Origin of the sequence: Mesorhizobium sp. M0802, from assembly GCF_040320115.1 — a bacterium.
Classification (GTDB): domain Bacteria; phylum Pseudomonadota; class Alphaproteobacteria; order Rhizobiales; family Rhizobiaceae; genus Mesorhizobium.
On the sequence record NZ_JAMYOY010000003.1, the window covers coordinates 430618 to 452961 of the forward strand.

Consider the following 22344-nt stretch of genomic DNA (forward strand, 5'->3'; position numbering starts at 1 on the left):
CGCTTTAAGGCAGAGAATCAGAGAGTTGATTCGCTGGCAAGTGCTTATGATTCCGACAGATTCACTTTCCGCGAAAACGGCCCGAAAAAGCGTGTTGTGAGTCTTTGGAGCAACGGTGGCGCTGTTGTTTCAGACCGTTTGAAGTTCAAGCATCACATGAACTTCAGCTTGCGCTAAAGAAGCTGTCCGAGGAATTCCTGCACGGCATGGCCGGGGCGGAAATTGCCGAGCCGCTTGATTTCCCACTGCAGGCGGATGCCTGAATTTTCAAGCACGCGGGCGCGCACCGTCTCGCCGAGATATTCGAGGTCGTATCCGGTCGCTGTTCCGGTGTTGATCATGAAGTTGCAGTGCATCGGCGACATCTGCGCGCCGCCGATCATCAGCCCGCGGCAGCCGGCCTTGTCGATTTCCTTCCAGGCCGAGGTGCCTTCCGGATTCTTGAAGGTCGAGCCGCCGGTCTTCTCGCGGATCGGCTGCACCGTCTCGCGATGCGTCTGGACGGCGTCCATAGCCGCCTTGATCGCCTCCTGATCTTCCAGAACACCTTCGAAAACCGCGGAGGTGAAGATCAGCCCGGCAGGTGCGGCCGAGTGACGATAGGCATAGCCCATGTCTTCATTGCTGAGGGTGTGGAGATTGCCCTTGCGGTCGAGCGCCCGAACCTCGACGACACGTTCCCGCGTCTCGACGCCATTGGCGCCGGCATTCATCCTCAGCGCCCCGCCGATGGCGCCGGGAATGCCGTGATAGAAATGAAAGCCGCCAATACCGGCCTCATAAGCGACGGCCGCGACGCGCTTGTCGGGCGTCGCAGCACCGGCCTTGATGACGGTCGGCGAAACCACCTCGGCCTCGCCAAAGCCCTTGGCCGAAAGCCGGATGACGAACCCTGGAATGCCGCCGTCGCGCACCAGGAGGTTGGAGCCGACACCGACGATGGTGAGCGGGATGTCCTCCGGCACGGCGCGCAGGAAGGCAGCCAGATCCTCCTCGTCGGCCGGCTGGAACAGGGCGTCCGCCAGACCGCCGGCGCGGAACCAGGTGATCTTGTCCATCTCGGCATTGGGCGTGATGCGGCCGCGCAGGCCGGCAAGCCGGTCGCCAAGTTTGTCGAGCAGGTCCTGGCCGCGCATCATGAGACGGTACCGCCGAGTTCCCCAGGCAGCGCATAGGCCCATTGGGTGATGTTGCCGGCGCCCAGGAAGATGACGAAGTCGCCCGGTTTCGCCAACGCGCGGATGACGGGCGAAATCGCGGCAGGGGTTTCGACGTAGCGCGCATCGCGATGGCCCCCGGAGCGGATGCGCGACACCAGCGCCTCCGAGGTCACGCCGTCGATCGGCTCCTCGCCCGCCGCATAGACCGGCGCCACCATCACCGTGTCGGCATCGTTGAAACAGACCGAAAATTCGTCGAACAGATCGTGCAGCCGGGTGAAGCGGTGCGGCTGCGCAATGGCGATGACGCGGCCCTTGGTGGCGCTGCGCGCCGCTTTCAACACCGCCGTGATCTCGACCGGGTGGTGGCCGTAATCGTCGAAGATGTCGACGCCGTTCCACGAGCCGGTGTGGGTGAAGCGCCGCTTGACGCCGGCAAAGGACGACAGCCCCTTCTTGATCGCTTCGGCCGACAGGCCGAGTTCATGCGCGACCGCAATTGCGGCGGTGGCGTTGGAGACGTTGTGGCGGCCGGGCATCGGCAGCCGCAGATCCGATATCGTCGTCTGGCCGCCGGTCTTGCGGTCGCGGATCACCACGTCGAATGCCGAGACGGCACCGGCCATGCGGTGGTTGGTGAAACGCACATCGGCCTGCGCGTTCTCGCCATAGGTGATGACGCGGCGGTCCTCGATGCGGCTGACCAGCGCCTGTACTTCCGGATGGTCGGTGCACATCACGCCAAAACCGTAGAACGGCACGTTCTCGACGAATTGCCGGAACGCCTCGCGCACCTTGTCGAAACTGCCATAATGGTCCAGATGCTCGGGATCGATGTTTGTGACGACGGCGATCTCGGCCGGCAGCTTGAGGAAGGTGCCGTCGCTTTCGTCGGCTTCGACCACCATCCACTCGCCATCGCCCATACGGGCATTGGTGCCATAGGCATTGATGATGCCGCCATTGATCACCGTCGGGTCGAGCCCGCCGGCATCGAGCAGCGTCGCCACCATCGACGTGGTTGTGGTCTTGCCATGCGTGCCACCGATCGCGACCGCCTGGCGGAAGCGCATCAGTTCGGCCAGCATCTCGGCCCGGCGCACGATCGGCAGCAGTTTTTCGCGCGCGGCCTTCAGCTCGGGATTGGATTTCTTGATCGCGGTGGAGACGACAACCACTTCGGCCGCGCCGATATTCTCGGCCTTGTGGCCGACAAAGCATTCGATGCCCTTGTCGCGCAGCCGCTGGACATTGGCGCTGTCGGCCTGGTCCGAACCCTGCACCTTGTAGCCGAGATTGTGCAGAACCTCGGCGATGCCGCTCATGCCGATGCCGCCAATGCCGATGAAATGCACAAGGCCGATGGTCTGCGGCATCTTCATCAATGCGTCCCTTTCCTGAAATCCGAAACGGTTTTTCTGGACGCAATAGCCTCTGTGAGATCAGCGAGCAACCGTGCCGCGTTCGGCCGGCCAGCCGACTTCGCTCCGGCAGCCATGGCCGTCAGCCGCTCGGGATTGTCCATCAGCCCGCCAATGAGAGCCGCGATGCGCTCCGGCGACAGTGACGATTGCGGATGCACCTCGCCGCCGCCCGCCGCGGCAAGGGCGGCTGCGTTCGCCGCCTGATCGTGATCCAGCGCATAGGGATAAGGCACCAGCAGCGCCGGCCGGCCGATGACGGCGATCTCCGAAACTGTCGAGGCGCCGGAGCGCGAGATCACCAGATGCGCCGCGCCCATGCGCTGTGCCATATCGGTGAAGAAGGGCGAGACCTCGACATGGACGCCGAGTGCCGCATAGCCGGCCTTCACCCGCGCCACGTCGTCGGCGCGGGCCTGCTGGGTGATCACCAGCCGCTTGCGCTGCGCCTCCGGCAGAAGTGCGATCGCCGCCGGCATGGCATCGGAAAAGAACTGCGCGCCCTGGCTGCCGCCGAACACCAGGAGCCTGAACGGATCCGCCCCTTGGGATGCCTTATAGGGCGTCTTTGCCGCCTCCAGGATTGGCGGCCTGACCGGATTGCCGGTCGTCACCGTCTTGGCGCCTGTGGCACTTTCATCTTGCGGCAGGAAGCCGCCGGCAATCGCATCGACACGCCCGGACAGCGCCCGGTTGGCGCGGCCCATGACCGCGTTCTGCTCATGGATCAGCGTCGGCAGCTTGCGCCGCGTCGCGGCATAGAGCGGTGGCAAGGTCGGATAACCGCCAAAGCCGACGACCGCATCAGGCTTGATCCTGGCGATGACGGCGGAGGCCTGGCGCACGCCGCGCCAGATCTTCCAGAACGCTCCGAGCAGAGCGACGGGGTTTTTCGAGCCCATCGTCGCCGACTGGATCGGATGGATGGCGGCGGCCGGGAAATGGCCGGCAAAGCGCTCGGCGCGGTCGTCCGTCGCCAGATGCACGCCCCAGCCGCGCTCGATCAGCTCATGCGCCAGCGCCTCGGCCGGAAACAGATGTCCGCCGGTTCCGCCAGCCGCGAGAAGGATGACACCCCGCGCCATATCACTCCGCCGGCAGGGCGCGCTGCGACAGGGCAAAGCCCATCTGCTTGCGCTTTTCCGGTCGCTTGCGCGTCAGCGCCAGCACCATGCCCATCGAGATGGCAATGGCGATCTGCGAGGAGCCGCCATAGGAGATGAAAGGCAGCGTCATGCCCTTGGCCGGCATCAGCTGCAGGTTGACGCACATGTTGATGACCGACTGCAGGCCGAACACGGTGACCAGACCGCCGACGGCATAGCGGGTGAAATCATCATGTTCCTTCAATGCCGTGCTCAAGCCGCGCAGCACGATGAAGGCGAAGATCGACATGATGAAGAAGCACATGATCAACCCGAACTCTTCGCCGGCGACCGAAAACACGAAATCGGCATGCGCGTCGGGAATGACCCGCTTGACCGTGCCCTCGCCCGGCCCGACGCCGAACCAGTGGCCGTTGATCAGCGCCTCGCGGCCCATGTCGACCTGGAACGTGTCGCCTTCGCCGGTCAGGAATTTGTCGATGCGGGCGGCAACGTGCGGGAACACAGTGTAGGCGGCAAACAGGCCGCCGGCGCCGGTGGCGCCAAGCGCGATGATCCATAGCCAGGGCAGGCCGGCCATGAAGAACATGACGCCCCAGGTGCCGGTCACCAGCATGGTCTGGCCGAGATCGGGCTGCGCCACCAGAAGCGAGATGACCAGGATTAGCAGCAGCATGGCAAACAAATTGCCCGGAATGTCGGGCTGGCGCTTGTGTTCTGCGAACAGCCAGGCGCAGACGATGACGAAGGCGGGTTTCAGGAATTCCGACGGCTGGATCGACATGCCGACAAACGACACCCAGCGCCGTGCGCCTTTCACTTCGACGCCGATATAGAGCACGGCCACCATCAGCACCAGCATGATGCCCAGGATGATCAGCGCCATGCGCCGGATCTGCCGCGATTCCAGGAAGGACACTGCCAGCATCACGCCGAGCGCCGGCACGGTGAAGATGATCTGCCTGGTGGCAAAGTGGAAACTGTCGAGGCCGATGCGTTCGGCCACCGCCGGGCTTGCCGCAAAGGACAAGACGATGCCAAGCCCCATCAGTGACAGGAACGCCGCCAGGAACCAGCGATCGATCGTCCACCACCAGGTTGCAACCGGGCTTTTGTCGAGACGGCTTTGCATTATCGTGCCCCTCCGATGGGTTTCACGCCCTCGATAGCATTCGCAGCTTGCCTGAAGGCTTCGCCGCGAACTTCGAAATTCTTGAACTGGTCGAAACTGGCGCAGGCCGGCGACAGCAGCACCACCGCCTCGCCGCTGTCATCCTTGGCCGCGTCTTTCGCGGCATGGTCGACCGCGGCGGCCAGCGTGCCCGAGATTTCATAGGGCACGGCTTCGCCGAGCGTCGCCGAGAACGCGGGCGCCGCCTCGCCGATCAGATAGGCCTTGGCGATGCGCGGGAAGAAACCGCGCAGCGGCTCGATCCCGCCTTCCTTGGGCAGTCCGCCGGCGATCCAGTAGATGCGCAGGAAGCTCGACAGCGCGGGTGCCGCCGCATCGGCATTGGTCGCCTTGGAATCGTTGACGAACAGCACATGATCCTTGCGGCCGACCTGCTCCATGCGATGCGCCAACCCGGGAAAGCTTTCCAGTCCCGTCTGGATCTCGCCGAGGCTCAAGCCGACCCTGAGGCAGGCGGCGACGGCGGCAAGCGCGTTCTGCGCATTGTGCTGGCCGCGCAACGAACCGATGCCTTCGAGGAAGGCGACGCGGCTGTAACGGCCATGCACGGCTTCCATCAGATCGGAGCCATCGGCGAAATAACCGTCGGTCAGCGGCAGCCGCTTGGAGATGCGGATCACCTGTCGGCCCGCCCTCTCCAGCCGGTCGGCGATCTGCGCGCACCAGCTATCGTCGACGCCGACAATGGCTGTCTCGCTGCCGGCGACCAGCCGCTCCTTGATCGAAGCGTAGTGCTGCATGGTGCCGTGGCGGTCGAGATGGTCGGGCGTCAGGTTGAGCAGGATGCCGGCCGTCGGGTTGATCGAGGGCGCGAGATCGATCTGGTAGGACGAACACTCGACGACATAGTCCCGGTCAGCCTGCGGTGGATCGAGCGTCATGATGGCCCGGCCGATATTGCCGCCCATCTGCGTGTCGCGCCCTGCCGATTTGAGGATATGCGCGGTCAGCGCCGTGGTCGTCGACTTGCCGTTGGTGCCGGTGATAGCGATGAACGGCGCATCAGGCGCGCGCGCAATCCGCTCGCGGCAGAACAATTCGATATCGCCGATCACCTCGACGCCGGAGCCACGCGCCAACTCCACCGTCCAGTGCGGCTTGGGATGCGTCAGCGGCACGCCGGGCGAGAGCACGAAGGCCGAGAATTTCGACCAGTCGGCGCCGCGCAGATCGGCGGTCGCAATGCCTTGGCCAGCGGCCTTGGCGACGCTATCGGGATTGTCGTCCCAGGCGAGCACGTCGGCGCCGCCCTCGATCAGCGCGCGCGCCGTGGCGATCCCCGAGCCACCGAGCCCGAAGAGCGAAACGCGTTTGCCCGAAAAGGATGCGGCGGGGATCAAGCGGGTTCCTATCTCAGCTTGAGGGTCGACAGGCCGACCAGCGCCAGGATGACGGCGATGATCCAGAAGCGGATCACCACCTGGCTTTCGGTCCAGCCGAGCTTTTCGAAATGATGATGGATAGGCGCCATCAGGAAGACGCGCTTGCCGGTCATCTTGAAGTAGCCGACCTGGATGATGACCGACAGGATTTCCACGACGAACAATCCGCCGACGATGACCAGCACGATCTCGTGCTTGGTGGCGACCGCGACCGTACCGATCAGGCCACCCATGGCCAGCGAACCGGTGTCGCCCATGAAGATCGCTGCCGGTGGCGCGTTGAACCAGAGGAAGCCGAGGCCGGCGCCGATGACGGCGCCAAGCACGACAGCCAGTTCGCCGGTGCCGGGCACGAAATGAATCTGCAGATATTCGGCGAACACCGCATTGCCGGAGAGGTAGGCAATAACGCCGAAGGATGCCGCCGCGATCATGATCGGCACGATCGCCAGCCCGTCGAGGCCATCGGTCAAATTCACCGCATTGCCGGCGCCGACAATGACGAAGCAGGAGAACGGCACGAAGAACCAGCCGAGATTGATGATGAATTCCTTGGCGAAGGGGAAAGTCAGCGACGATGAGAACGGCGCCTGGCCATTATGCATGATCGCCCAGGCGGCGATGCCGGCGATGACGAATTCCAACGCCAGCCGCGCCTTGCCGGAAAAGCCGAGATGCGACTGCTTGGTTACCTTGAGATAGTCGTCGTAAAAGCCGATCGAACCGAAGCCCAGCGTCACCAAGAGCACCACCCAGACATAGATCGAGGAGAGGTTCGCCCATAGAAGCGACGAGCCGACGATGCCGCACAGGATCATCAGCCCGCCCATGGTCGGCGTGCCGGCCTTCTTGAAATGCGTCTGCGGGCCATCGGCGCGGATCGGCTGGCCCTTGCCTTGCCGCAGCCTAAGCGAATTGATGATGGTCGGCCCGAAGATGAAGACGATCAGCGCCGAGGTGATCAGCGCACCGCCGGTGCGGAAAGTTATGTAGCGGAAGACATTGAAGACCGAGACCTTGTCCGCAAAATCGACGAGCAATGTAAACATACGATTCCGTTCCCCGGACTAGTTCTGTTTCGTGCCTGCGGCTTCCGCCGGATATTTGCCGAGCAAGGCCTCGACCAGCTTTGAAAAGCCGATGCCTTTCGACGATTTGATCATCACCACGTCGCCGGCCTTCAGCGTCGACAACAGCAGCGGCTTCAATTCCTCGGCGCCGGCGCGGTATTCCGTTTTGATCTCGTCGGGCAGGATGTCTGCCAGCGCCCGCATTTCCGGACCGCCGAGAAAGACCGTGTTTGTGCCGGTGCCGACGATCAACTCGGCAAGGGCTGCATGGAGCTTGGCCGAATGGTCGCCGAGCTCGAGCATGTCGCCGAGCACGGCGATGCGCCGGCCCTCGCCCGTGACAGGCGTCGCGTTGAGCAGCGCCATGGCAGCAGCCATCGAGGCCGGATTGGCGTTGTAGCTCTCGTCGATCAGTGTGATCGGTCCCTTGGGGTGGCGAAGCATATGTCGCTTCCCACGGCCACGCTCGGCCGACAGATCGGCCAGTGCCAAGGCCACCTTGCCGATGTCGGCTTCAACCAAATGCGCGGCGCCGAGCACCGCCAGGACGTTCTGTACCATGTGGCGGCCGGGCGCGCCGATGCGCGCCGTCACATCCTGCCCGCCGATCCTGGCGGTGATGTCGGAATGATCGGCATGCAGCTCGCATTTGGTCAGCTTGTAGGTCGACCGTGCATTCTCGCCGAAGCCAAAGACATGTTCGACGCCGGCGGCTCGCGCCATCTTGTCGAGCAGCTTCCAGCGCGCATCGTCGCGGTTGAGCAAGGCCGCACCGCCGGGCTCGATGCCTTCGAAAATCTCGGCCTTGGCCTTGGCGATCTCGTCGAGATTTCTGAAGAAGCCGAGATGCGCGGCGGCAATCATCGTGACGATGGCGACCTGCGGGCGGACCATCTTGACCAGTGGCCGGATTTCGCCGGGATGGTTCATGCCGATCTCGAACACGGCGTAATCGCAATCGTCGGGCATGCGCGCCAGTGTCAGCGGCACGCCCCAATGGTTGTTGAACGACTGCGCCGACGCGTGCACCTTGCCAACGGCCGACAGCACATGACGCAGCGCTTCCTTGGTGGTGGTCTTGCCCGCCGATCCGGTGATAGCGATGATTTTCGCCTTCGAACGCGCGCGCGCGGCGACACCGAGTTTTTCCAGCGCCGCCAGCACGTCCTGCACCACGATCATCGGCGCCGTCAGCCGCCCGAGCGACGGCAACTTGCCCTCAGCAACGACCAGCACGCCGGCGCCGGCCTTGATCGCCGCGGTCGCGAAGTCATGGCCGTCCATCGCCTCGCCCTTGATGGCGAAGAAGGCGTCGCCCGGCTGCAGGCTGCGGCTGTCGATCGAGATCCCCGAAATTCCCTCCGGCATCGGCCCGAGCGGCCGACCGCCCATGGCGTCGACCAGCGCCTCGGAAGTCCAGAGCACGCTCATGCGGCCCGCTCCCGCAGCGCCGAGCGGACTTCCTCGTGGTCGGAGAAGGGAAACGTCTCGGCGCCGATGGTCTGGCCCTCTTCATGGCCCTTCCCGGCAACGATCAGCGTATCGCCCGCTTTGAGCATGGCGACCGCTTCGTGGATCGCCTTGCGGCGGTCGCCGATTTCAATCGCGCGGGGCGCGGCTGCCAGGATCGCGGCACGGATCGTTTCCGGCACTTCCGAGCGCGGATTGTCGTCGGTGACGATGACGACGTCGGCCAGCCGCGTGGCGATTCCGCCCATGATCGGCCGCTTGCCCCGGTCGCGGTCGCCGCCGCAGCCGAACACGACGATGACGCGGCCGGTGGTGAACGGGCGCACCGCGGCCAGCACATTTTCCAGCGCATCCGGCTTGTGGGCATAGTCGACATAGACGGGCGCGCCATTGGCGGTGGCGCCGACAAGGTCGAGCCGTCCCGGTGCCCCCTGAAGTTTCTCCAACGCCATCAAAGCTTTGGCGACCGGCGTTCCGGTGGAAATGGCCAGCCCGGCCGAAACCAGGGCATTGGCGATCTGGAAGTCGCCGGCGAGCGGCAGGTCGATCTCGTAGAGCACGCCGTCAGCTTCGACCTCGGCGCGCTGGCGGTGGCGCTCGTGCTCGACCCGCTTCAGGCGCAGGAAATCGCCATGGCGGCCGACAGTCAGCACATTGAGCCCCGCGGCCTGCGCAGCCTGGATGGTCGGCGCCGACCACGGATCGTCGGCAAAGATGACCGCCGGCGCGCCTTTCGGCAGCAGCGTGTCGAACAGGCGCAATTTGGCGCGATGGTAGTCCTCGACCGTCGGATGATAGTCCATATGGTCGCGGCCGAGATTGGTGAAACCGCCAGCGGCGAGCTTGACGCCATCGAGACGGCGCTGGTCGAGACCATGGCTGGAAGCCTCCATCGAGGCGTGTGTGACGCCGGCCTCCGCCAATTCCTTGAGCAACTGGTGCAAAGCCACTGGATCGGGTGTGGTCAACGAACCGTAATCGTTGCGGCCCGGCGCCACCACGCCGGTGGTGCCAATGGACGCGGCGGCAAAGCCGGCCTGCTCCCAGATCTGCCTGGTGAAGGCGGCGACCGAGGTCTTGCCTGCGGTGCCGGTAACCGCGACCATGGTCTCCGGCTGGCTGCCGAAGAAACGTGCCGCGCTCAGCGCCAGCGCCAGGCGTGCGTCGTCGACACTGAGCACCGGGACGGACAGACCGGAAACGGCGCTGGCCTTGCCAACGACAACCGCCGCTGCGCCGCGCTTTGCCGCATCGGCGGCATAGGCCGAACCATCCGCCTTGCTGCCGGCGAGCGCGAAAAAGACCACGCCGGTCTTGACCGTGCGGGAATCCGACGAAATCCCGGTTACCTCCACATCGCGGGAAGATGTTCCCTCGACAGGCAGGATACCGGCTAAATCTCTCAGGTGCATCGAACCCCGTTTATCTCAACAAAATGGCGCGCAGTTGCCGGCGCGCCCTAAGAATCACTGATAGGAAACCAGCGTTGCGCCATTTTCATGGCTGAAATCTGGCTTCACGCCAAGCATGGCGGCTGCCCGCCTGATGATGTTTCCGGCCATGACACCCGCATTGTTGGCGGCGACGTCGGTCATCCCGGGCTTTTCCGGGTGCGGAGCGTCAGCGATCGTAAACACCAGATATTGCGGATCGTCCATCGGGAAGGCAGCGACGAAGGTGTTGAAATTCAGTTCCTTCGAGTAGCGGCCATTGATCACCTTCTCGGCGGTTCCGGTCTTGCCGCCAACGCGGTAGCCGGGGGCCCTGGCGTTTCTGGCCGAGCCTTTCTCAGCATTGAGCGTGTAGAGGTAGCGCATGCCCTCCACAGTCTTTTCGCTGACCACTCTCTTGGCCACCGCCATGGCATCCTGCTCGCTGCGGACCAGGAAAGTCGGCGGGATCAAATAGCCCTGCATCAGCGCCGCGCAGCCGACGGCGGCCTGCAGCGGCGTCGTCGACACGCCATGGCCGAAGGCGATGGTGAAGGAGTTGACCTGTTTCCAGACCTTCGGTTCGGTCGGGCGCGCGACCTCAGGCAGTTCGGTCTGCATCCTGTCCAGAAGGCCAAGGCGATGCAGGAATTCGCGGTGCCCCTCGATGCCGACCATTTCGGCCTCACGCGCCGATCCGATGTTGGAGGAGTAAAGGAACACCTCCGGCAATGACAGCACGCGGTTCTTGCCGTGGAAATCGTGAATGGCCTGATGGCCGACCCGGATAGGATGCGAGGCGTCGAAACGGCTGTTCATGTTCGCCTTGCCGGAATCGAGCGCCATGGCCGAGGTAAAGCTCTTGAAGGTCGAGCCCATCTCGTAGAGGCCGGCCGACATGCGGTTCAGGCGGTCCTTGTCCTGCGCATTGAAGGGATTGTTCGGATCGAAATCCGGCACCGAGGCCATCGCCACCACTTCGCCGGTCTTGATGTTGAGCACGACGGCGCCTGCGCCCATGGCGCGATAGCGCTCGAGGCCGGCGGCAATCTCGTCGCGCACCACATGCTGGACGCGCAGGTCGATCGACAGCTGAACCGGCTTCAGATCCTTGGCGATCGCCAAGCCTGAGGCCTGCAGGTCGCTCAGGCCCTGCTCGTCAATGTATTTCTCCATGCCGGAGATGCCCTGATTGTCGATGTTGGTGAGGCCGACAATGTAGGATGAGGTCACGCCGGCCGGATAGAAGCGGCGCTTTTCGGTGCGAAAGCCGATGCCGGGAATGCCGAGCTGCATGATGTCGGCCTGCTGCTTGGGCGTCAGCTGCCGCTGCAGCCAGACGAAGCCGGCGCCGCTTTTCAGCTTGTGATAGGTCTGCTCGGGGTCGATATCTGGCAGAATGGTCGACAGCTTTTCGATCGCCTCGTCGGCATCGACGATGCGGCGCGGCTCGGCAAACAGCGATGCCGTCTTGATGTCGGTCGCCAGCACCTCGCCGTTGCGGTCGACGATGTCGGGACGCGACGCCGTCACCCGGCTTTGCGGCCCATTCGACATGTCGGGGGACTGGAAACCGAGATAGACCAGCCGCCCGGCGATGGTCGAATAGATGCCGAAGAACACCGCCATCGTCATCACGATGCGGGTCTTGGCCTTGCCGCCGGTCGCCTTGCGCGCGCCTTCGACCACGATGGAGCCGTCCTCGCCGGTCCGTGCGCGGCGCTTCAGCAATTTGCCGACCGACGGAAGTTTGGCGCGCATTGGAAATCCAGCGATCATTGGACGATGGCTCCGGTGACCACGGGATCCTTGTCGGCTGGTCCTTTGCCGGAATTGTCGGCCATGCCGCCAAGCCGCTGCGACGACAGGTCCTCGATGTTGAGCGGTTTTGCCGGCAGGTCGTCGAGCCCGACGATCTGCCGCGCATTGACCGGCTCGAGTGCGAGCTGCGATTTGTAGATTTCAGCCAGCTTCTGCAGGCGCGACGGCTGGGTCAGCAGGCTCCAGTCGGCCTTGAGCAGGTCGATCGTGTCCTCCTCATAGCGGATCTGCGCCTCGATCTTCTGCACCGAAGCCAGCTGTTCCTCGGCCTCGCGCTTGGCCTTGTAGGTCAGGGCCGCGGCCGAGACCATGACGGCGATCAGGACTATGTCGCTGGTTCGAAACACGTATTCACCTCTCTCGCGGCGCCTGGATGCCGGGAAGCTTTGGAAGGCCGAAAATGGTGAGATCACCGGCGCGCGCCGGCGCCTCGGTGCGGATGGCGGTACGCAGCCTGGCCGAGCGCGCCCGCGGATTGGCAGCGACCTCGGCATCGCCTGCCGTCACGCCGCCACCGGCCTTGCGGAAGGTCGCAGTGCGCGCGTGCGCCTCGGGCAAATGACGTGAGCCGGTGGCGACGTCGGCGCGGTCGGCGATGAAGCGCTTGACGATGCGGTCTTCCAGCGAATGGAACGTCACCACCGCAAGCCGCCCGCCGGGCTTCAATACCCGCTCGGATGCCATTAGGGCTTTGGCCAATTCGCCCAGCTCGTCATTGACGAAAATGCGCAGCGCCTGGAAGACGCGGGTGGCCGGATGAATCTTGTCCTTCGGCGCGCGGCCGATATGCGTCTCGATGGCGTCGGCGAGATCAAGCGTACGCTCAAACAACCGTTTTTCGCGGCGGCTCTCGATCATGCGGGCAATGCGCCCGGCGTTACGCTCTTCGCCGAGGAAGCCGAAGATGCGGGCAAGGTCGCCTATCTTGAACGTATTGACGACGTCGGCAGCACTCAAACCCGCCTGCGCCATGCGCATGTCGAGCGGCCCGTCCGTGCGGAACGAAAAGCCGCGCTCGGGCTGGTCGACCTGCATGGAGGAAATGCCGATGTCGAGGACAACGCCGTCGGCGCTTTCGACCTGTTCGTCCAGCGTCGAGAACGGCGCCTGCACCAGCCTCAGCCTGCCGCCGGATTGCTGTTCCAGGCCGCGCCCGGCGGCAATCGCATCGGGATCGCGATCGATCGCCACCACCGAGGCGCCGCTCGCCAGGATCGCCTTGGTGTAGCCGCCGGCGCCGAACGTGCCGTCGACGATCACATCGCCTTCTTTGGGTGAGAGCGCCTCCAGCACTTCGGCGAGGAGGACCGGAATGTGGCGGACCGGTCCGCCAACGGCGCTGAGATCATCGCCGTGATCCGCCATCATTCCGGCCGCTCCCCAGCCTTGGCCTCGTGAGCCTTCGTCCCCTGCCGAAGCTGCAAAAGCCGAGCGCGCGCCTGCGCCCCATAGGCGCCCAGCCGTCCAGGCTCCCAAACTTGAAAGAAATTGCCACGGCCGACAAAGGCCACTTCGCTCGTGATGCCCGTATGCTCGCGGATGAAATCGCTCATCGTGATGCGGCCATCCTGATCGAGCTTCAGGAACGTCCCGTCGCCATGGCAGAAGAACGACATATCGTCCGCCGTCTGCAAAAAAGGGTCTTCCAGCGCGATGCGCTGCTCGTAGCGGTCGAGCAGATCGAGCCCGCCGACATCCATCGCAGGCACGTCCAGGCCGCGCAGCGCATAGAGTTCCGAATAGCCGCGCTTCTGCACGACCGCGCGGAAATGCGCCGGAACGGAGACCCGCCCCTTCGCATCGATCCTGTTCACCGCGCTTGACAGAAACCGGTCCATGACACGCTGCAGCCGCTTCCGCCGCCGCACCCCTCTCCATGTTTTCGTCCGCGCCGAAGCGCGTCCCCTGCCGAAAATCCGCTTCGGTCCCAGCGGCAAAACCCCGCAAACGCACAGCCGCCGCGGCTGCCCGATTGGCGTACGCTTTACCCTGACGCGGAACGAAGGCTTTGGTATCGAAATGGGATATCATGGGGCACTATGGGCGTCAACGGGAACAGGCTTCACAAACGCGCGCGCCACAACCGGTGAGAGCAGCTCTGACAACACTCCCGTCTTTATCTCCCATTAAGCCTAACGAACCGTTTAGAGCGGGCTGGCCCAAGCGGAAGCGGCTTGCCGCGCATCACTGCCGCGAATAGCGTCGTCAGTCTTTTCGCTGAGCAACAAGGTCAGAAATCCATGTCCGAAACAGCAAGGTCCCGCGCGGCCTCCCTTGCCCATCTGCGGCGCGACGGACTTGCCAAAGGCGACCCCATCCCATTGCCGCTGACCATGGCCGCTATTTTCCACAACCCGGGCGACGGCGCCGGCTACAGCCAGTACGGCCGCTACAGCAACGCCACCTGGGATGCAGTCGAGCACATGCTGGCGCATCTCGAAGACGCGCCATGCGTCGGCTTCCCCTCAGGAATGGCGGCAATCTCGGCGGTGTTTTTCGGCCTGTTGAAATCCGGCGACCGCGTGCTTTTGCCTTCGGACGGCTACCATGCCACACGCGCGCTGGCCGAACGTTTCCTCAAGCCCTTCGGCGTCGCCTATGATCTGCGGCCGACAGCTACATTCCTCGACGGCGGCTTCGACGGCTACCGCCTTGTCTACGTTGAAACCCCGTCAAATCCGCGATTGGACATTTGCGACATCACAGCGGTCGCCGAGGCCGCGCACCAAGCGGGCGCGATCGTCGTCGTCGACAACACCACGATGACGCCGTTCGGCCAGCGCCCGCTCGATCTCGGCGCCGACATCGTCGTTGCTGCCGACACCAAGGCGGCCAACGGGCATTCCGACGTGCTGTTCGGCCATGTCGCCAGCCGCAATCCAGACATCATCGCGGACGTCACCGGCTGGCGCGAGACCGCGGGCGGCATTCCCGGCCCGTTCGAGGCTTGGCTGGTGCATCGCGGCCTGGAGACGCTGGAGGTACGCTTCGACCGCATGTGTACTTCTGCCGAGGTGATCGCGAAGCGCCTGAAAAACCATCGCGCCGTTAGCGGCTTGCGCTACCCCGGGCTGGAGGGCGACCCGTCGCACAACCTCGCCCGGGCGCAGATGGAGCGCTTCGGCTTCCTCATGTCCTTCGAACTCCTCTCCCAGGAAAAGGCCGAGGATTTCATCAACAACTGCACGCTGATGCAGGCGGCAACGTCGTTCGGGGGTGTCCACACCTCCGCCGAGCGGCGGGCCAAGCGAGGAGATTCGGTTCCGCCCGGCTTCGTGCGCCTGTCGGTGGGCTGCGAGCCGGTGGAAGAACTCTGGCAGGCGATCGAGGCATCGCTGGACAAGATCGGCATCTGAGCTGGCGGTTAGGTCACCAAGTCATCGGCGCCAATATCGCGCCTGCCGTGCAAAACGCGGACGATCTCGATCGCGTCTTCGCCCATGCGATACAGAGTGACATATTCGCCGACGATCAGATGACGAATGCCGGGCGCGATATCATCGCGCGGCGCACCTGAGAACGGGTGCAAGGTGAGCAGTGTCCAGCGCCTCTCCAAAGCGTCCACAAGGCGCATGGCTCCCTTTGGGCTATGTTCCGCAATGTAGTCACCGATGCCTTCGACATCTGATATCGCCTGAGGAAGCAGCCGATATTTCACTCTTCCGAGCCTGCAGCTTCCGACATCCTGTGATATTTGGCTCGCAGCCGGTCCATGAAGGGCTGGCCGTCCACCGCCGGTCCGCTGTCGATCCCCTCCTGAACCAGCCTGCGCAATTCCTCGACCGTGTAGCCGAGAAGATCGCGGCGGTCTTTCCATTGTCGCAGCGCATCACGGATGACTTCGCTGGCCGAGGCATATTCGCCGGCGGCCACGACATCGTCGACCGCCGCCGCCAGTTCCGGCGAAAGCGTGATGCTGCGTTTGTCGACGTGACCCATGATGCGCTCCTGATCAAACCATGACAATCATGGTACGATTAAATCGTACCAGCTTCAAGGATGCGTTTGTCTCGACCCCAGCATGCGTACTTGATTCAATCGCTCAAGCACCTGAATCGCCAGCTGCGCCCGAAGGCGCAGACTGCTGATCCAAAGGATTAATCCCGATATGGGGGAGAAATTGCCAGCTGGCCTGTAAGCCGGGTTTTGTATGGCCCTCGCCCCTTTCGGGGCGAGAACGTGGCGGCCATTCATCTTGGGCGCATGTTGCCATGCGCCTCACGCAACCTACCCGGACGGTGAGCCGGAAACAGCCCTCGAAGGTTTCCCCTCGCACCGTCCCTATTCGGTCTTGCTCCCGGTGGGGTTTACCGTGCCGCTCCTGTTGCCAGTCGCGCGGTGGGCTCTTACCCCACCCTTTCACCCTTGCCCCGATAAATCGTGGCGGTTTGCTTTCTGTGGCACTTTCCCTGGGGTCGCCCCCGCCGGCCATTAACCGGCACCGTGTTTCCATGGAGCCCGGACTTTCCTCACCCGCAGCCTTTCGGCTTTGCGGGTGCGGCCGCCCGGCCAGCTGGCAGAGCGTATAAAGGGGTTCACGTTCCAAAACGCAAATGAAAAAGCAGACTTATGCCGGCGATCCCAATGCCGCCAACTGCACCTTGACCTTGCCGCAATAGGCCGCCGACACCGGGTTCATCCTCGTCGCGGCATGGCCGGCATTGTATTTCAGGATCGTGCCGCAGGTGGTGCCGCCGCCGAGATTGCGCGCCATGGCAAGGTACTTCATGCCGTATTTGATGTTGGTGTCGGGATCGAACAGACCCTTGGCGGAGCCGCTATACCCCATCATCCGCGCCGTTGCCGGCTTGATCTGCATCAGGCCGATTTCACCCGCGCTGCCGACGATGTTCGGCCGGTAGTTGCTCTCGATCTTGATGACCGCCTGGGCCAGCGACACCGGCACGCCTTCGGCCGCAGCATAGCGGGCAATGATTGCCGAATACTGGCCGCCAAGCGCGGCTGCCGCAGTCGACTCCGCAGCGGTGCTTGGGCGGATCGATGCGGTCGTCGTCAGGTCGACGCTCTTCCTGTTGCGCTTAAAATGCCTCTTGGCCGTGGCTTTTCTGGCCTTCACCACGGCTGCTTTGCGCACTTTCGCGGTGGTTGCCCTTTTTGCTTTCGGGTTTGCCTTCGTCATGGTGGCCTTGGCGGGTGCGGCGATGAAGCCCTGGTCTGCCCTCTGGCTCAGTGGTGCGGCATCGGCCGTGCTGAAGGCAAAAGTCATTACGCCGGCAGCAATAGCTGCCGTTACAACGGTCAATTTCTGCATGTGGTCCTGTTCTGTTTGGCCGCGCGAAGATCTTCACGCAGCAAGGCCTAATCAATATCGGAGCATCCGGGGGGCTGGAGGTCCGATAACTTGCACGAACTGCCTTTGAGGGCGGAATTTGTGTCGAACAAGGCGAGGCAATTCACTTTCAGTGACAGGCTGTAACTTGAATATTAGGAAAAGATTATTTAGACGCAACTGACCTAAGGGAAGTCAGCAGGCTTTGCAGCGTGCTAGACGTAGAGCCGTCGGCGACGCCATCCACCAGGCGTGGTCGGAAATGCCGCTGAAAAGCTTCGACGACGATTTCGGTCTGGCGGTCGAAGACACCTGATATCTCGACGCCATAGCCATAGAGCGCCAGCATCGACTGCAGTGCCTCGACCTCGGCGCCGGTATCGCCGGCTTTCAGCACAGCGCCGCGCCGGACCGGCGCCGCAGGCACGAGATGGCCGACCCCGGCCGCAAACAGCGCCTTCCAGGGGAATTTCTCGCCTGGGTCGATCTTGCGCCCCGGCGCGATGTCGGAATGGGCAAGCACCCTTTGCGCCGCAATGGAATGGCGTTCGATGATACCAAGGCAAAGCCCGATCACCGCTTCCACCTGCCGCTTGGGAAAGGCCGAATAGCCGAGCGAATGGCCGGGATTGACGATTTCGATGCCGACCGAACAGGAGTTGATGTCGCGACGACCGAACCAGGAACTTGCACCGGCATGCCAGGCGCGGTCGCTTTCGCGCACCATCTGGATGATGCGGCCATCCTCATGGACGAGGTAGTGCGACGAGACTTCGCTTGCGGGGTTGCACAACCAGGCTTCCGCGGCAGCACCAGTCGCCATGCCGGTATAGTGCAGCACGATCATGTCGGGCCTGAGCGTTTCGCGCCGCGGGCCGAAATTCGGCGATACCCTGACCTCCGCGCTTGGCTCGTCGGGCGAGAAGCCGGTCATGCGTGCCTGAGGCCCCGCTCGATCATTTCATAGGCCGCGTTGATCGCCGCGACCCTGGTCGTTGCAATCTTGATGAATTCCTGCGGCAGGCCGCGCGCGATCAGCCGGTCCGGATGATTGTCGGAGACCAGCTTGCGGTATCGCTTCCTGACCTCCTCGAACGGCTTGCCGCGCTCAATGCCGAGCACGATATAGGGATCGCCGGCGCCGAGATTGACGTGCCTGGCCAGGATGGCTTCGTAGTGCACCTCGTCGATGCGGAAAATCTCGGCAATACGGTGCAGGAAAATCCCTTCGCGCTCATGCACCAGCCCGTCCGCCTTGGCGATATGGAACAGACCGTCGAGTATGTCTTCCAGCATGACGCAGTTCGAATGGCCCGAGCCGCACATCTGCGCCATACTCTCGGCATAGGTCTCGAACCCGGCGACGTCGCGCTTGGCCAGATCGTAAAGCCGCGCCACATTGCGGGTCTGTTCTCGCGGCACCTCAAATATTTCCTGGAACGCGCGAACCTCGTCCTGGGTGACGATGCCATCGGCCTTGGCCATCTTGGCTGACAGCGCAATCATCGCCACAGAGAAGGCAACGCGCCGGCGCAGATCAGCGTCACCCGAGAAAACCGTGCGCACGGCCTCGACCACATCGGCGACGCCGGACGTGGCTGAAGATGAAACGCGGGTGATGAAGTCGCCGAGGCGATCCCAAATCGACATGAGCGCTTATTAGGGCCGCCGGCCATTGCTATCAAGCCAAGACAGCGCCGCAGAGTGGATCGAATTTACGCGAGCAACCGACGCGCCAGATCCCAAACCGTAGGAAAGAGCCGGTTCAAGGCCCTTGAGCCCCGAATCGACCTAAACGCAGGAAGGCCGGCGCGAAGCCGGCCTCCTCTCTCGTCACGTCAAAGTGACCGGGACTGCTGCTACTGCGCGGGGGCAGGAGCAGGTGTTGCCGGAGCCGGTTCTGCAGGCTTCGGTGCATCCGGCGTCGCCGGCTTCATGGGCTCGGCGGCTGGCGGATTGGTGCTCTGGGTGGTGGTGTTATCCGTACCGCTGTCGCTGCAGGCGGCAACGCCGAACAGGGCCAGGGCGGAAACGGAAGCAAGAATGAGCTTTTTCATGACATCTCTCCTTCAACACACGCTCACGTTGCGGTGAACGGTCGAAGGCAAAATGCATCAAACGGCCATGAGTTTCGTAACGTTGCGTTTCCTGATGTAACATCCGCGCACTACCGATTGCGGGCCGGGCGATGCCGAACTAACAGTCTGGACCCAAATGCAATGCCGGAGTTCTGCGTGGACAAGAAATGGGATTTTTGGATCGACCGCGGCGGCACCTTCACCGACGTGATCGGACGTGATCCGCAAGGCGGTTTGCATCCCAGGAAATTCCTGTCGGAAAATCCCGAAGCCTATCCCGACGCGGCCATAGCCGGCATCCGCGAGCTTCTGGGGCTGAAATCCGGCACCGCTATTCCTCCGGGCCTGGTCGGTGACGTCAAGATGGGTACCACCGTTGCCACCAACGCGTTGCTGGAGCGCAAGGGCGACCGTGTGCTTTTGCTCATCACCAAGGGCTTTCGCGACGCGCTGAAGATCGCCTATCAGGCGCGGCCGGACATCTTCGCCAAGGAGATCATCCTTCCGGAACAGCTCTACGAGCGGGTCATCGAGATCGACGAGCGTGTGCGCGCCAATGGCGATGTCGAGCGCCTGCTCGACATCGCCGCCTGCCGCCCCGCCATCGAACAGGCGAAGGCTGACGGCATCGATGCGGTGGCCATCGTCTTCATGCATGCCTGGAAATATCCCGACCACGAGAAGGCGGTGGCGAAAGTCTGCCGCAAGATCGGGTTCAGCCAAGTCTCGGTCAGCCATGACGTCTCGCCGCTGATCAAGCTGGTCGGCCGCGGCGACACCACCGTGGTCGATGCCTATCTGTCGCCGATCCTGTCGCGCTATGTGCAAAGGGTGGCGGGAGAACTGGGCGCGACGCCAATCTCCCCACTTGTGGGGGGTGAGGAGCGGTCGGCCAAAGGCCGAGAAAAAGCCGACGATTTGGCTTTTTCAGCGACGAACGCCCGGAGCCATAGCGAAGGGCAGTCGGCAAAGCCGACAGAGGGGGTTCTCTCAGGAGGCACCACCAAAGCGTCGAGCACTGCCGCGGCGACCCCACCCGGCGGCTTCGCCGCCACCCTCCCCTCGAGGGGGAGGGAGAACCCTCGCCTGATGTTCATGATGTCCTCTGGCGGGCTCACCGCCGCCGACATGTTCCAGGGCAAGGACGCGCTGCTGTCCGGTCCGGCCGGCGGCGTTGTCGGCATGGTCGAGACGGCGAAGCTCGCCGGCTTCGAGAAAGTCATCGGCTTCGACATGGGCGGCACCTCCACCGATGTCGCCCATTTTGACGGCGAGTATGAGCGCGCCTTCGACACCGAAGTTGCCGGCGTGCGCATCCGCGCGCCGATGATGCGCATTCATACGGTCGCCGCCGGCGGCGGCTCGATCCTGCACTACGAAGCCAGCCGCTTCCGCGCCGGGCCGGATTCCGCCGGCGCCAATCCAGGCCCAGCTGCCTATAGGCGCGGCGGCCCGCTCGCCGTCACCGACGCCAATGTCATGCTGGGCAAGCTCCAGCCCGATTTCTTCCCGGCAATTTTCGGCCCAGGCCAGGACCAGCCGCTGGACGTCGCCGCCGTGCATAAAAGATTCGCTGCGCTCGCCGCCGAAATCGGCGATGGCCGCACGCCGGAAGCCGTCGCCGAAGGCTTCGTTACCATCGCGGTGGAAAACATGGCAAATGCCATCAAGAAGATCTCCGTGCAGCGCGGCTACGACGTCACCGAATATCTCCTGAACTGTTTTGGCGGCGCCGGCGGCCAGCATGCCTGCCTGGTTGCCGACGCGCTCGGCATGGAGGCGGTACTGATCCACCCCTTTTCCGGTCTGCTCTCAGCCTATGGTATCGGCCTGTCGTCGGTTTTCGCGTCGCGCCAGCAGGCGCTGCTCAAGCCACTTGCCGAAGAATCCAGGACCGAGATCGGCAGCCTCATCGGCACGTTGAAAAAAGCCGTCATCGCCGAATTGGCAGCGCAAGGCATCGCCGAGGACAAGATTGCGGCAAAGCCGGTGCTGCACATCCGCTATGACGGCACCGACACCACGCTGCCGGTTAATTTCGAACAGGACTCGATCTTCCAGGCCAGGCGCGATTTCGAAATCGCCCACAAGGCGCAGTTCGGGTTCGTCTATGATGACAAGCCGATGATCGTCGAGACCGTTGGCGTGGAAGGCGCCGAGATCGTCGAGACCACGGCCGAAGCCGTTGCGCCCGCCGGACCGGCAATGGTTGAAGCGGGTGCGTCCGGAACGCGGCGCATCTATACCGAGGGCCGCTGGCATGAGGCCGGCATCCATCGCCGCGAAAACCTGCGCCCATCCAATCTGGTCCCGGGCCCCGCTTTGATCATCGAGCCGAACCAGACCATCGTCGTCGAGCCGGGCTGGCAGGCCGAAATCACTGATGTCAATCACGTCGTCATCCGCCGCACGGAACGGAAAGTGCGCACGGCTGCCCTCGGCACCGAAGCCGATCCGGTGATGCTGGAGGTCTTCAACAACCTCTTCATGTCGATCGCCGAGCAGATGGGCGTCACGCTTCAGAACACCGCCTATTCCGTCAACATCAAGGAAAGGCTGGACTTTTCCTGCGCCGTCTTCGACCGTCATGGCGCGCTGGTCGCCAACGCGCCGCACATGCCGGTGCATCTCGGCTCCATGGACCGCTCGGTCGAAACCATTATCCGGCTGAACTCCGGCGACATCCATCCCGGCGACGTCTTTGCGCTGAACGCCCCTTACAATGGCGGCACGCATTTGCCTGATATCACCGTGGTGACGCCGGTGTTTTCCCTCCCCCTTGAGGGGAGGGTGGCCGCGCAGCGGCCGGGTGGGGTCCTCTCAGAAGGCACCACAAGAGCGTCGAGCACTGCCGCAACGACCCCCTCCGGGGGGGTCGCCGCCCCCCCGGGTGCTTTTAACCTCAGGAGGCGGGCCCCCCCAGG

20 protein-coding genes and 1 other RNA gene are annotated in these 22344 nt (G+C 63.5%); 2 read left to right on the forward strand and 19 right to left on the reverse strand.

All coding sequences use genetic code 11. From position 1 onward, the window contains the following. Window positions 1–173: 173 nt before the first annotated feature. From murB to mraZ, 12 genes are read right to left on the reverse strand one after another with little or no spacing between them, the layout of a single operon-like run. Entirely contained in the window at window positions 174–1139 is a 966-nt protein-coding gene (gene murB / locus NKI10_RS07990) for a UDP-N-acetylmuramate dehydrogenase (protein WP_027050618.1), read from the reverse strand. After that, window positions 1136–2542, reverse strand: coding sequence for a UDP-N-acetylmuramate--L-alanine ligase (gene murC / locus NKI10_RS07995; RefSeq protein WP_023668277.1), 1407 nt, complete (start codon window positions 2540–2542; stop codon window positions 1136–1138). The genes murB and murC overlap by 4 nt, the downstream gene beginning before the upstream one ends. Further along, window positions 2542–3666 (reverse strand): undecaprenyldiphospho-muramoylpentapeptide beta-N-acetylglucosaminyltransferase, encoded by a 1125-nt coding sequence (gene murG, locus NKI10_RS08000; RefSeq protein ID WP_352859421.1) that lies wholly within the window; start codon window positions 3664–3666, stop codon window positions 2542–2544. Before murG ends, murC begins: the two co-directional genes overlap by 1 nt. A 1-nt stretch (window position 3667) precedes the next feature. Next, window positions 3668–4819: a putative lipid II flippase FtsW gene (gene ftsW, locus NKI10_RS08005; protein ID WP_023668275.1), complete on the reverse strand. Its 1152-nt coding sequence runs from the start codon at window positions 4817–4819 to the stop codon at window positions 3668–3670. Further along, window positions 4819–6219 (reverse strand): UDP-N-acetylmuramoyl-L-alanine--D-glutamate ligase, encoded by a 1401-nt coding sequence (gene murD / locus NKI10_RS08010; RefSeq protein ID WP_023826600.1) that lies wholly within the window; start codon window positions 6217–6219, stop codon window positions 4819–4821. The genes ftsW and murD overlap by 1 nt, the downstream gene beginning before the upstream one ends. An 8-nt stretch (window positions 6220–6227) precedes the next feature. Continuing rightward, complete coding sequence (gene mraY / locus NKI10_RS08015; RefSeq protein ID WP_023668273.1) at window positions 6228–7310, reverse strand: phospho-N-acetylmuramoyl-pentapeptide-transferase; 1083 nt, start codon at window positions 7308–7310, stop codon at window positions 6228–6230. A gap of 18 nt (window positions 7311–7328) precedes the next feature. After that, a complete protein-coding gene (locus NKI10_RS08020) occupies window positions 7329–8762 on the reverse strand; it encodes a UDP-N-acetylmuramoylalanyl-D-glutamyl-2,6-diaminopimelate--D-alanyl-D-alanine ligase (protein WP_023829245.1) in 1434 nt (477 codons plus the stop codon). Then, window positions 8759–10213 (reverse strand): UDP-N-acetylmuramoyl-L-alanyl-D-glutamate--2,6-diaminopimelate ligase, encoded by a 1455-nt coding sequence (locus NKI10_RS08025; protein WP_352859423.1) that lies wholly within the window; start codon window positions 10211–10213, stop codon window positions 8759–8761. Before NKI10_RS08025 ends, NKI10_RS08020 begins: the two co-directional genes overlap by 4 nt. 54 nt (window positions 10214–10267) lie before the next feature. Beyond that, window positions 10268–11992 carry a peptidoglycan D,D-transpeptidase FtsI family protein gene (locus NKI10_RS08030; RefSeq protein WP_023682141.1) on the reverse strand — a complete coding sequence of 575 codons (1725 nt, stop codon included), beginning with the start codon at window positions 11990–11992 and terminating at the stop codon, window positions 10268–10270. Window positions 11993–12006: 14 nt separating this feature from the next. Beyond that, window positions 12007–12399: a cell division protein FtsL gene (gene ftsL, locus NKI10_RS08035; protein ID WP_023682142.1), complete on the reverse strand. Its 393-nt coding sequence runs from the start codon at window positions 12397–12399 to the stop codon at window positions 12007–12009. 4 nt (window positions 12400–12403) lie between these two features. Beyond that, complete coding sequence (gene rsmH, locus NKI10_RS08040) at window positions 12404–13420, reverse strand: 16S rRNA (cytosine(1402)-N(4))-methyltransferase RsmH (protein ID WP_352859425.1); 1017 nt, start codon at window positions 13418–13420, stop codon at window positions 12404–12406. After that, window positions 13417–13890 carry a division/cell wall cluster transcriptional repressor MraZ gene (gene mraZ, locus NKI10_RS08045; RefSeq protein WP_352859427.1) on the reverse strand — a complete coding sequence of 158 codons (474 nt, stop codon included), beginning with the start codon at window positions 13888–13890 and terminating at the stop codon, window positions 13417–13419. Before mraZ ends, rsmH begins: the two co-directional genes overlap by 4 nt. A gap of 402 nt (window positions 13891–14292) precedes the next feature. Between mraZ and NKI10_RS08050 the strand changes: the two genes are divergently transcribed. Next, window positions 14293–15408, forward strand: a complete 1116-nt coding sequence (locus tag NKI10_RS08050) for a cystathionine gamma-lyase (protein ID WP_352859429.1) — start codon at window positions 14293–14295, stop codon at window positions 15406–15408. Between the two features lie 8 nt (window positions 15409–15416). On the opposite strand, the gene NKI10_RS08055 is transcribed toward NKI10_RS08050, so the two are convergent. From NKI10_RS08055 to NKI10_RS08085, 7 genes are all read right to left on the reverse strand, one after another. Then, window positions 15417–15710: a type II toxin-antitoxin system RelE/ParE family toxin gene (locus tag NKI10_RS08055; RefSeq protein WP_023668265.1), complete on the reverse strand. Its 294-nt coding sequence runs from the start codon at window positions 15708–15710 to the stop codon at window positions 15417–15419. After that, window positions 15707–15991: a type II toxin-antitoxin system ParD family antitoxin gene (locus tag NKI10_RS08060; protein WP_023668264.1), complete on the reverse strand. Its 285-nt coding sequence runs from the start codon at window positions 15989–15991 to the stop codon at window positions 15707–15709. Before NKI10_RS08060 ends, NKI10_RS08055 begins: the two co-directional genes overlap by 4 nt. Before the next feature lie 180 nt (window positions 15992–16171). Next, an RNA gene (rnpB, locus tag NKI10_RS08065) (RNase P RNA component class A) lies at window positions 16172–16569 on the reverse strand. A 50-nt stretch (window positions 16570–16619) separates the two neighbouring features. After that, the gene (locus tag NKI10_RS08070) at window positions 16620–17324 is read right to left on the reverse strand and encodes a lytic transglycosylase domain-containing protein (RefSeq protein WP_352859430.1); all 705 of its coding nucleotides are present in this window, start codon (window positions 17322–17324) and stop codon (window positions 16620–16622) included. 184 nt (window positions 17325–17508) lie between these two features. Then, window positions 17509–18276, reverse strand: a complete 768-nt coding sequence (locus NKI10_RS08075; RefSeq protein ID WP_352803516.1) for an N-acetylmuramoyl-L-alanine amidase — start codon at window positions 18274–18276, stop codon at window positions 17509–17511. Continuing rightward, window positions 18273–18992: a J domain-containing protein gene (locus tag NKI10_RS08080; RefSeq protein ID WP_023699613.1), complete on the reverse strand. Its 720-nt coding sequence runs from the start codon at window positions 18990–18992 to the stop codon at window positions 18273–18275. The genes NKI10_RS08075 and NKI10_RS08080 overlap by 4 nt, the downstream gene beginning before the upstream one ends. A 209-nt stretch (window positions 18993–19201) precedes the next feature. After that, the gene (locus NKI10_RS08085) at window positions 19202–19399 is read right to left on the reverse strand and encodes a hypothetical protein (RefSeq protein ID WP_023668260.1); all 198 of its coding nucleotides are present in this window, start codon (window positions 19397–19399) and stop codon (window positions 19202–19204) included. Between the two features lie 177 nt (window positions 19400–19576). Between NKI10_RS08085 and NKI10_RS08090 the strand changes: the two genes are divergently transcribed. Then, a partial coding sequence (locus NKI10_RS08090) for a hydantoinase/oxoprolinase family protein (protein ID WP_352859433.1) occupies window positions 19577–22344 on the forward strand: 2768 nt, incomplete at its 3' end.

Excerpts from the sequence above, each read along its gene's own strand:
- mraZ (WP_352859427.1), bottom strand. The coding sequence starts at position 13,890 with ATGGACCGGTTTCTGTCAAGCGCGGTGAACAGGATCGATGCGAAGGGG.
- ftsW (WP_023668275.1), bottom strand. The coding sequence starts at position 4,819 with ATGCAAAGCCGTCTCGACAAAAGCCCGGTTGCAACCTGGTGGTGGACG.
- NKI10_RS08025 (WP_352859423.1), bottom strand. The coding sequence starts at position 10,213 with ATGCACCTGAGAGATTTAGCCGGTATCCTGCCTGTCGAGGGAACATCT.
- murG (WP_352859421.1), bottom strand. The coding sequence starts at position 3,666 with ATGGCGCGGGGTGTCATCCTTCTCGCGGCTGGCGGAACCGGCGGACAT.
- NKI10_RS08080 (WP_023699613.1), bottom strand. The coding sequence starts at position 18,992 with ATGTCGATTTGGGATCGCCTCGGCGACTTCATCACCCGCGTTTCATCT.
- murB (WP_027050618.1), bottom strand. The coding sequence starts at position 1,139 with ATGATGCGCGGCCAGGACCTGCTCGACAAACTTGGCGACCGGCTTGCC.
- NKI10_RS08060 (WP_023668264.1), bottom strand. The coding sequence starts at position 15,991 with ATGGGTCACGTCGACAAACGCAGCATCACGCTTTCGCCGGAACTGGCG.
- NKI10_RS08030 (WP_023682141.1), bottom strand. The coding sequence starts at position 11,992 with ATGCGCGCCAAACTTCCGTCGGTCGGCAAATTGCTGAAGCGCCGCGCA.
- NKI10_RS08050 (WP_352859429.1), top strand. The coding sequence starts at position 14,293 with ATGTCCGAAACAGCAAGGTCCCGCGCGGCCTCCCTTGCCCATCTGCGG.
- rsmH (WP_352859425.1), bottom strand. The coding sequence starts at position 13,420 with ATGATGGCGGATCACGGCGATGATCTCAGCGCCGTTGGCGGACCGGTC.
- mraY (WP_023668273.1), bottom strand. The coding sequence starts at position 7,310 with ATGTTTACATTGCTCGTCGATTTTGCGGACAAGGTCTCGGTCTTCAAT.
- NKI10_RS08070 (WP_352859430.1), bottom strand. The coding sequence starts at position 17,324 with ATGCAGAAATTGACCGTTGTAACGGCAGCTATTGCTGCCGGCGTAATG.
- murC (WP_023668277.1), bottom strand. The coding sequence starts at position 2,542 with ATGAAGATGCCGCAGACCATCGGCCTTGTGCATTTCATCGGCATTGGC.
- NKI10_RS08085 (WP_023668260.1), bottom strand. The coding sequence starts at position 19,399 with ATGAAAAAGCTCATTCTTGCTTCCGTTTCCGCCCTGGCCCTGTTCGGC.
- NKI10_RS08020 (WP_023829245.1), bottom strand. The coding sequence starts at position 8,762 with ATGAGCGTGCTCTGGACTTCCGAGGCGCTGGTCGACGCCATGGGCGGT.
- NKI10_RS08075 (WP_352803516.1), bottom strand. The coding sequence starts at position 18,276 with ATGACCGGCTTCTCGCCCGACGAGCCAAGCGCGGAGGTCAGGGTATCG.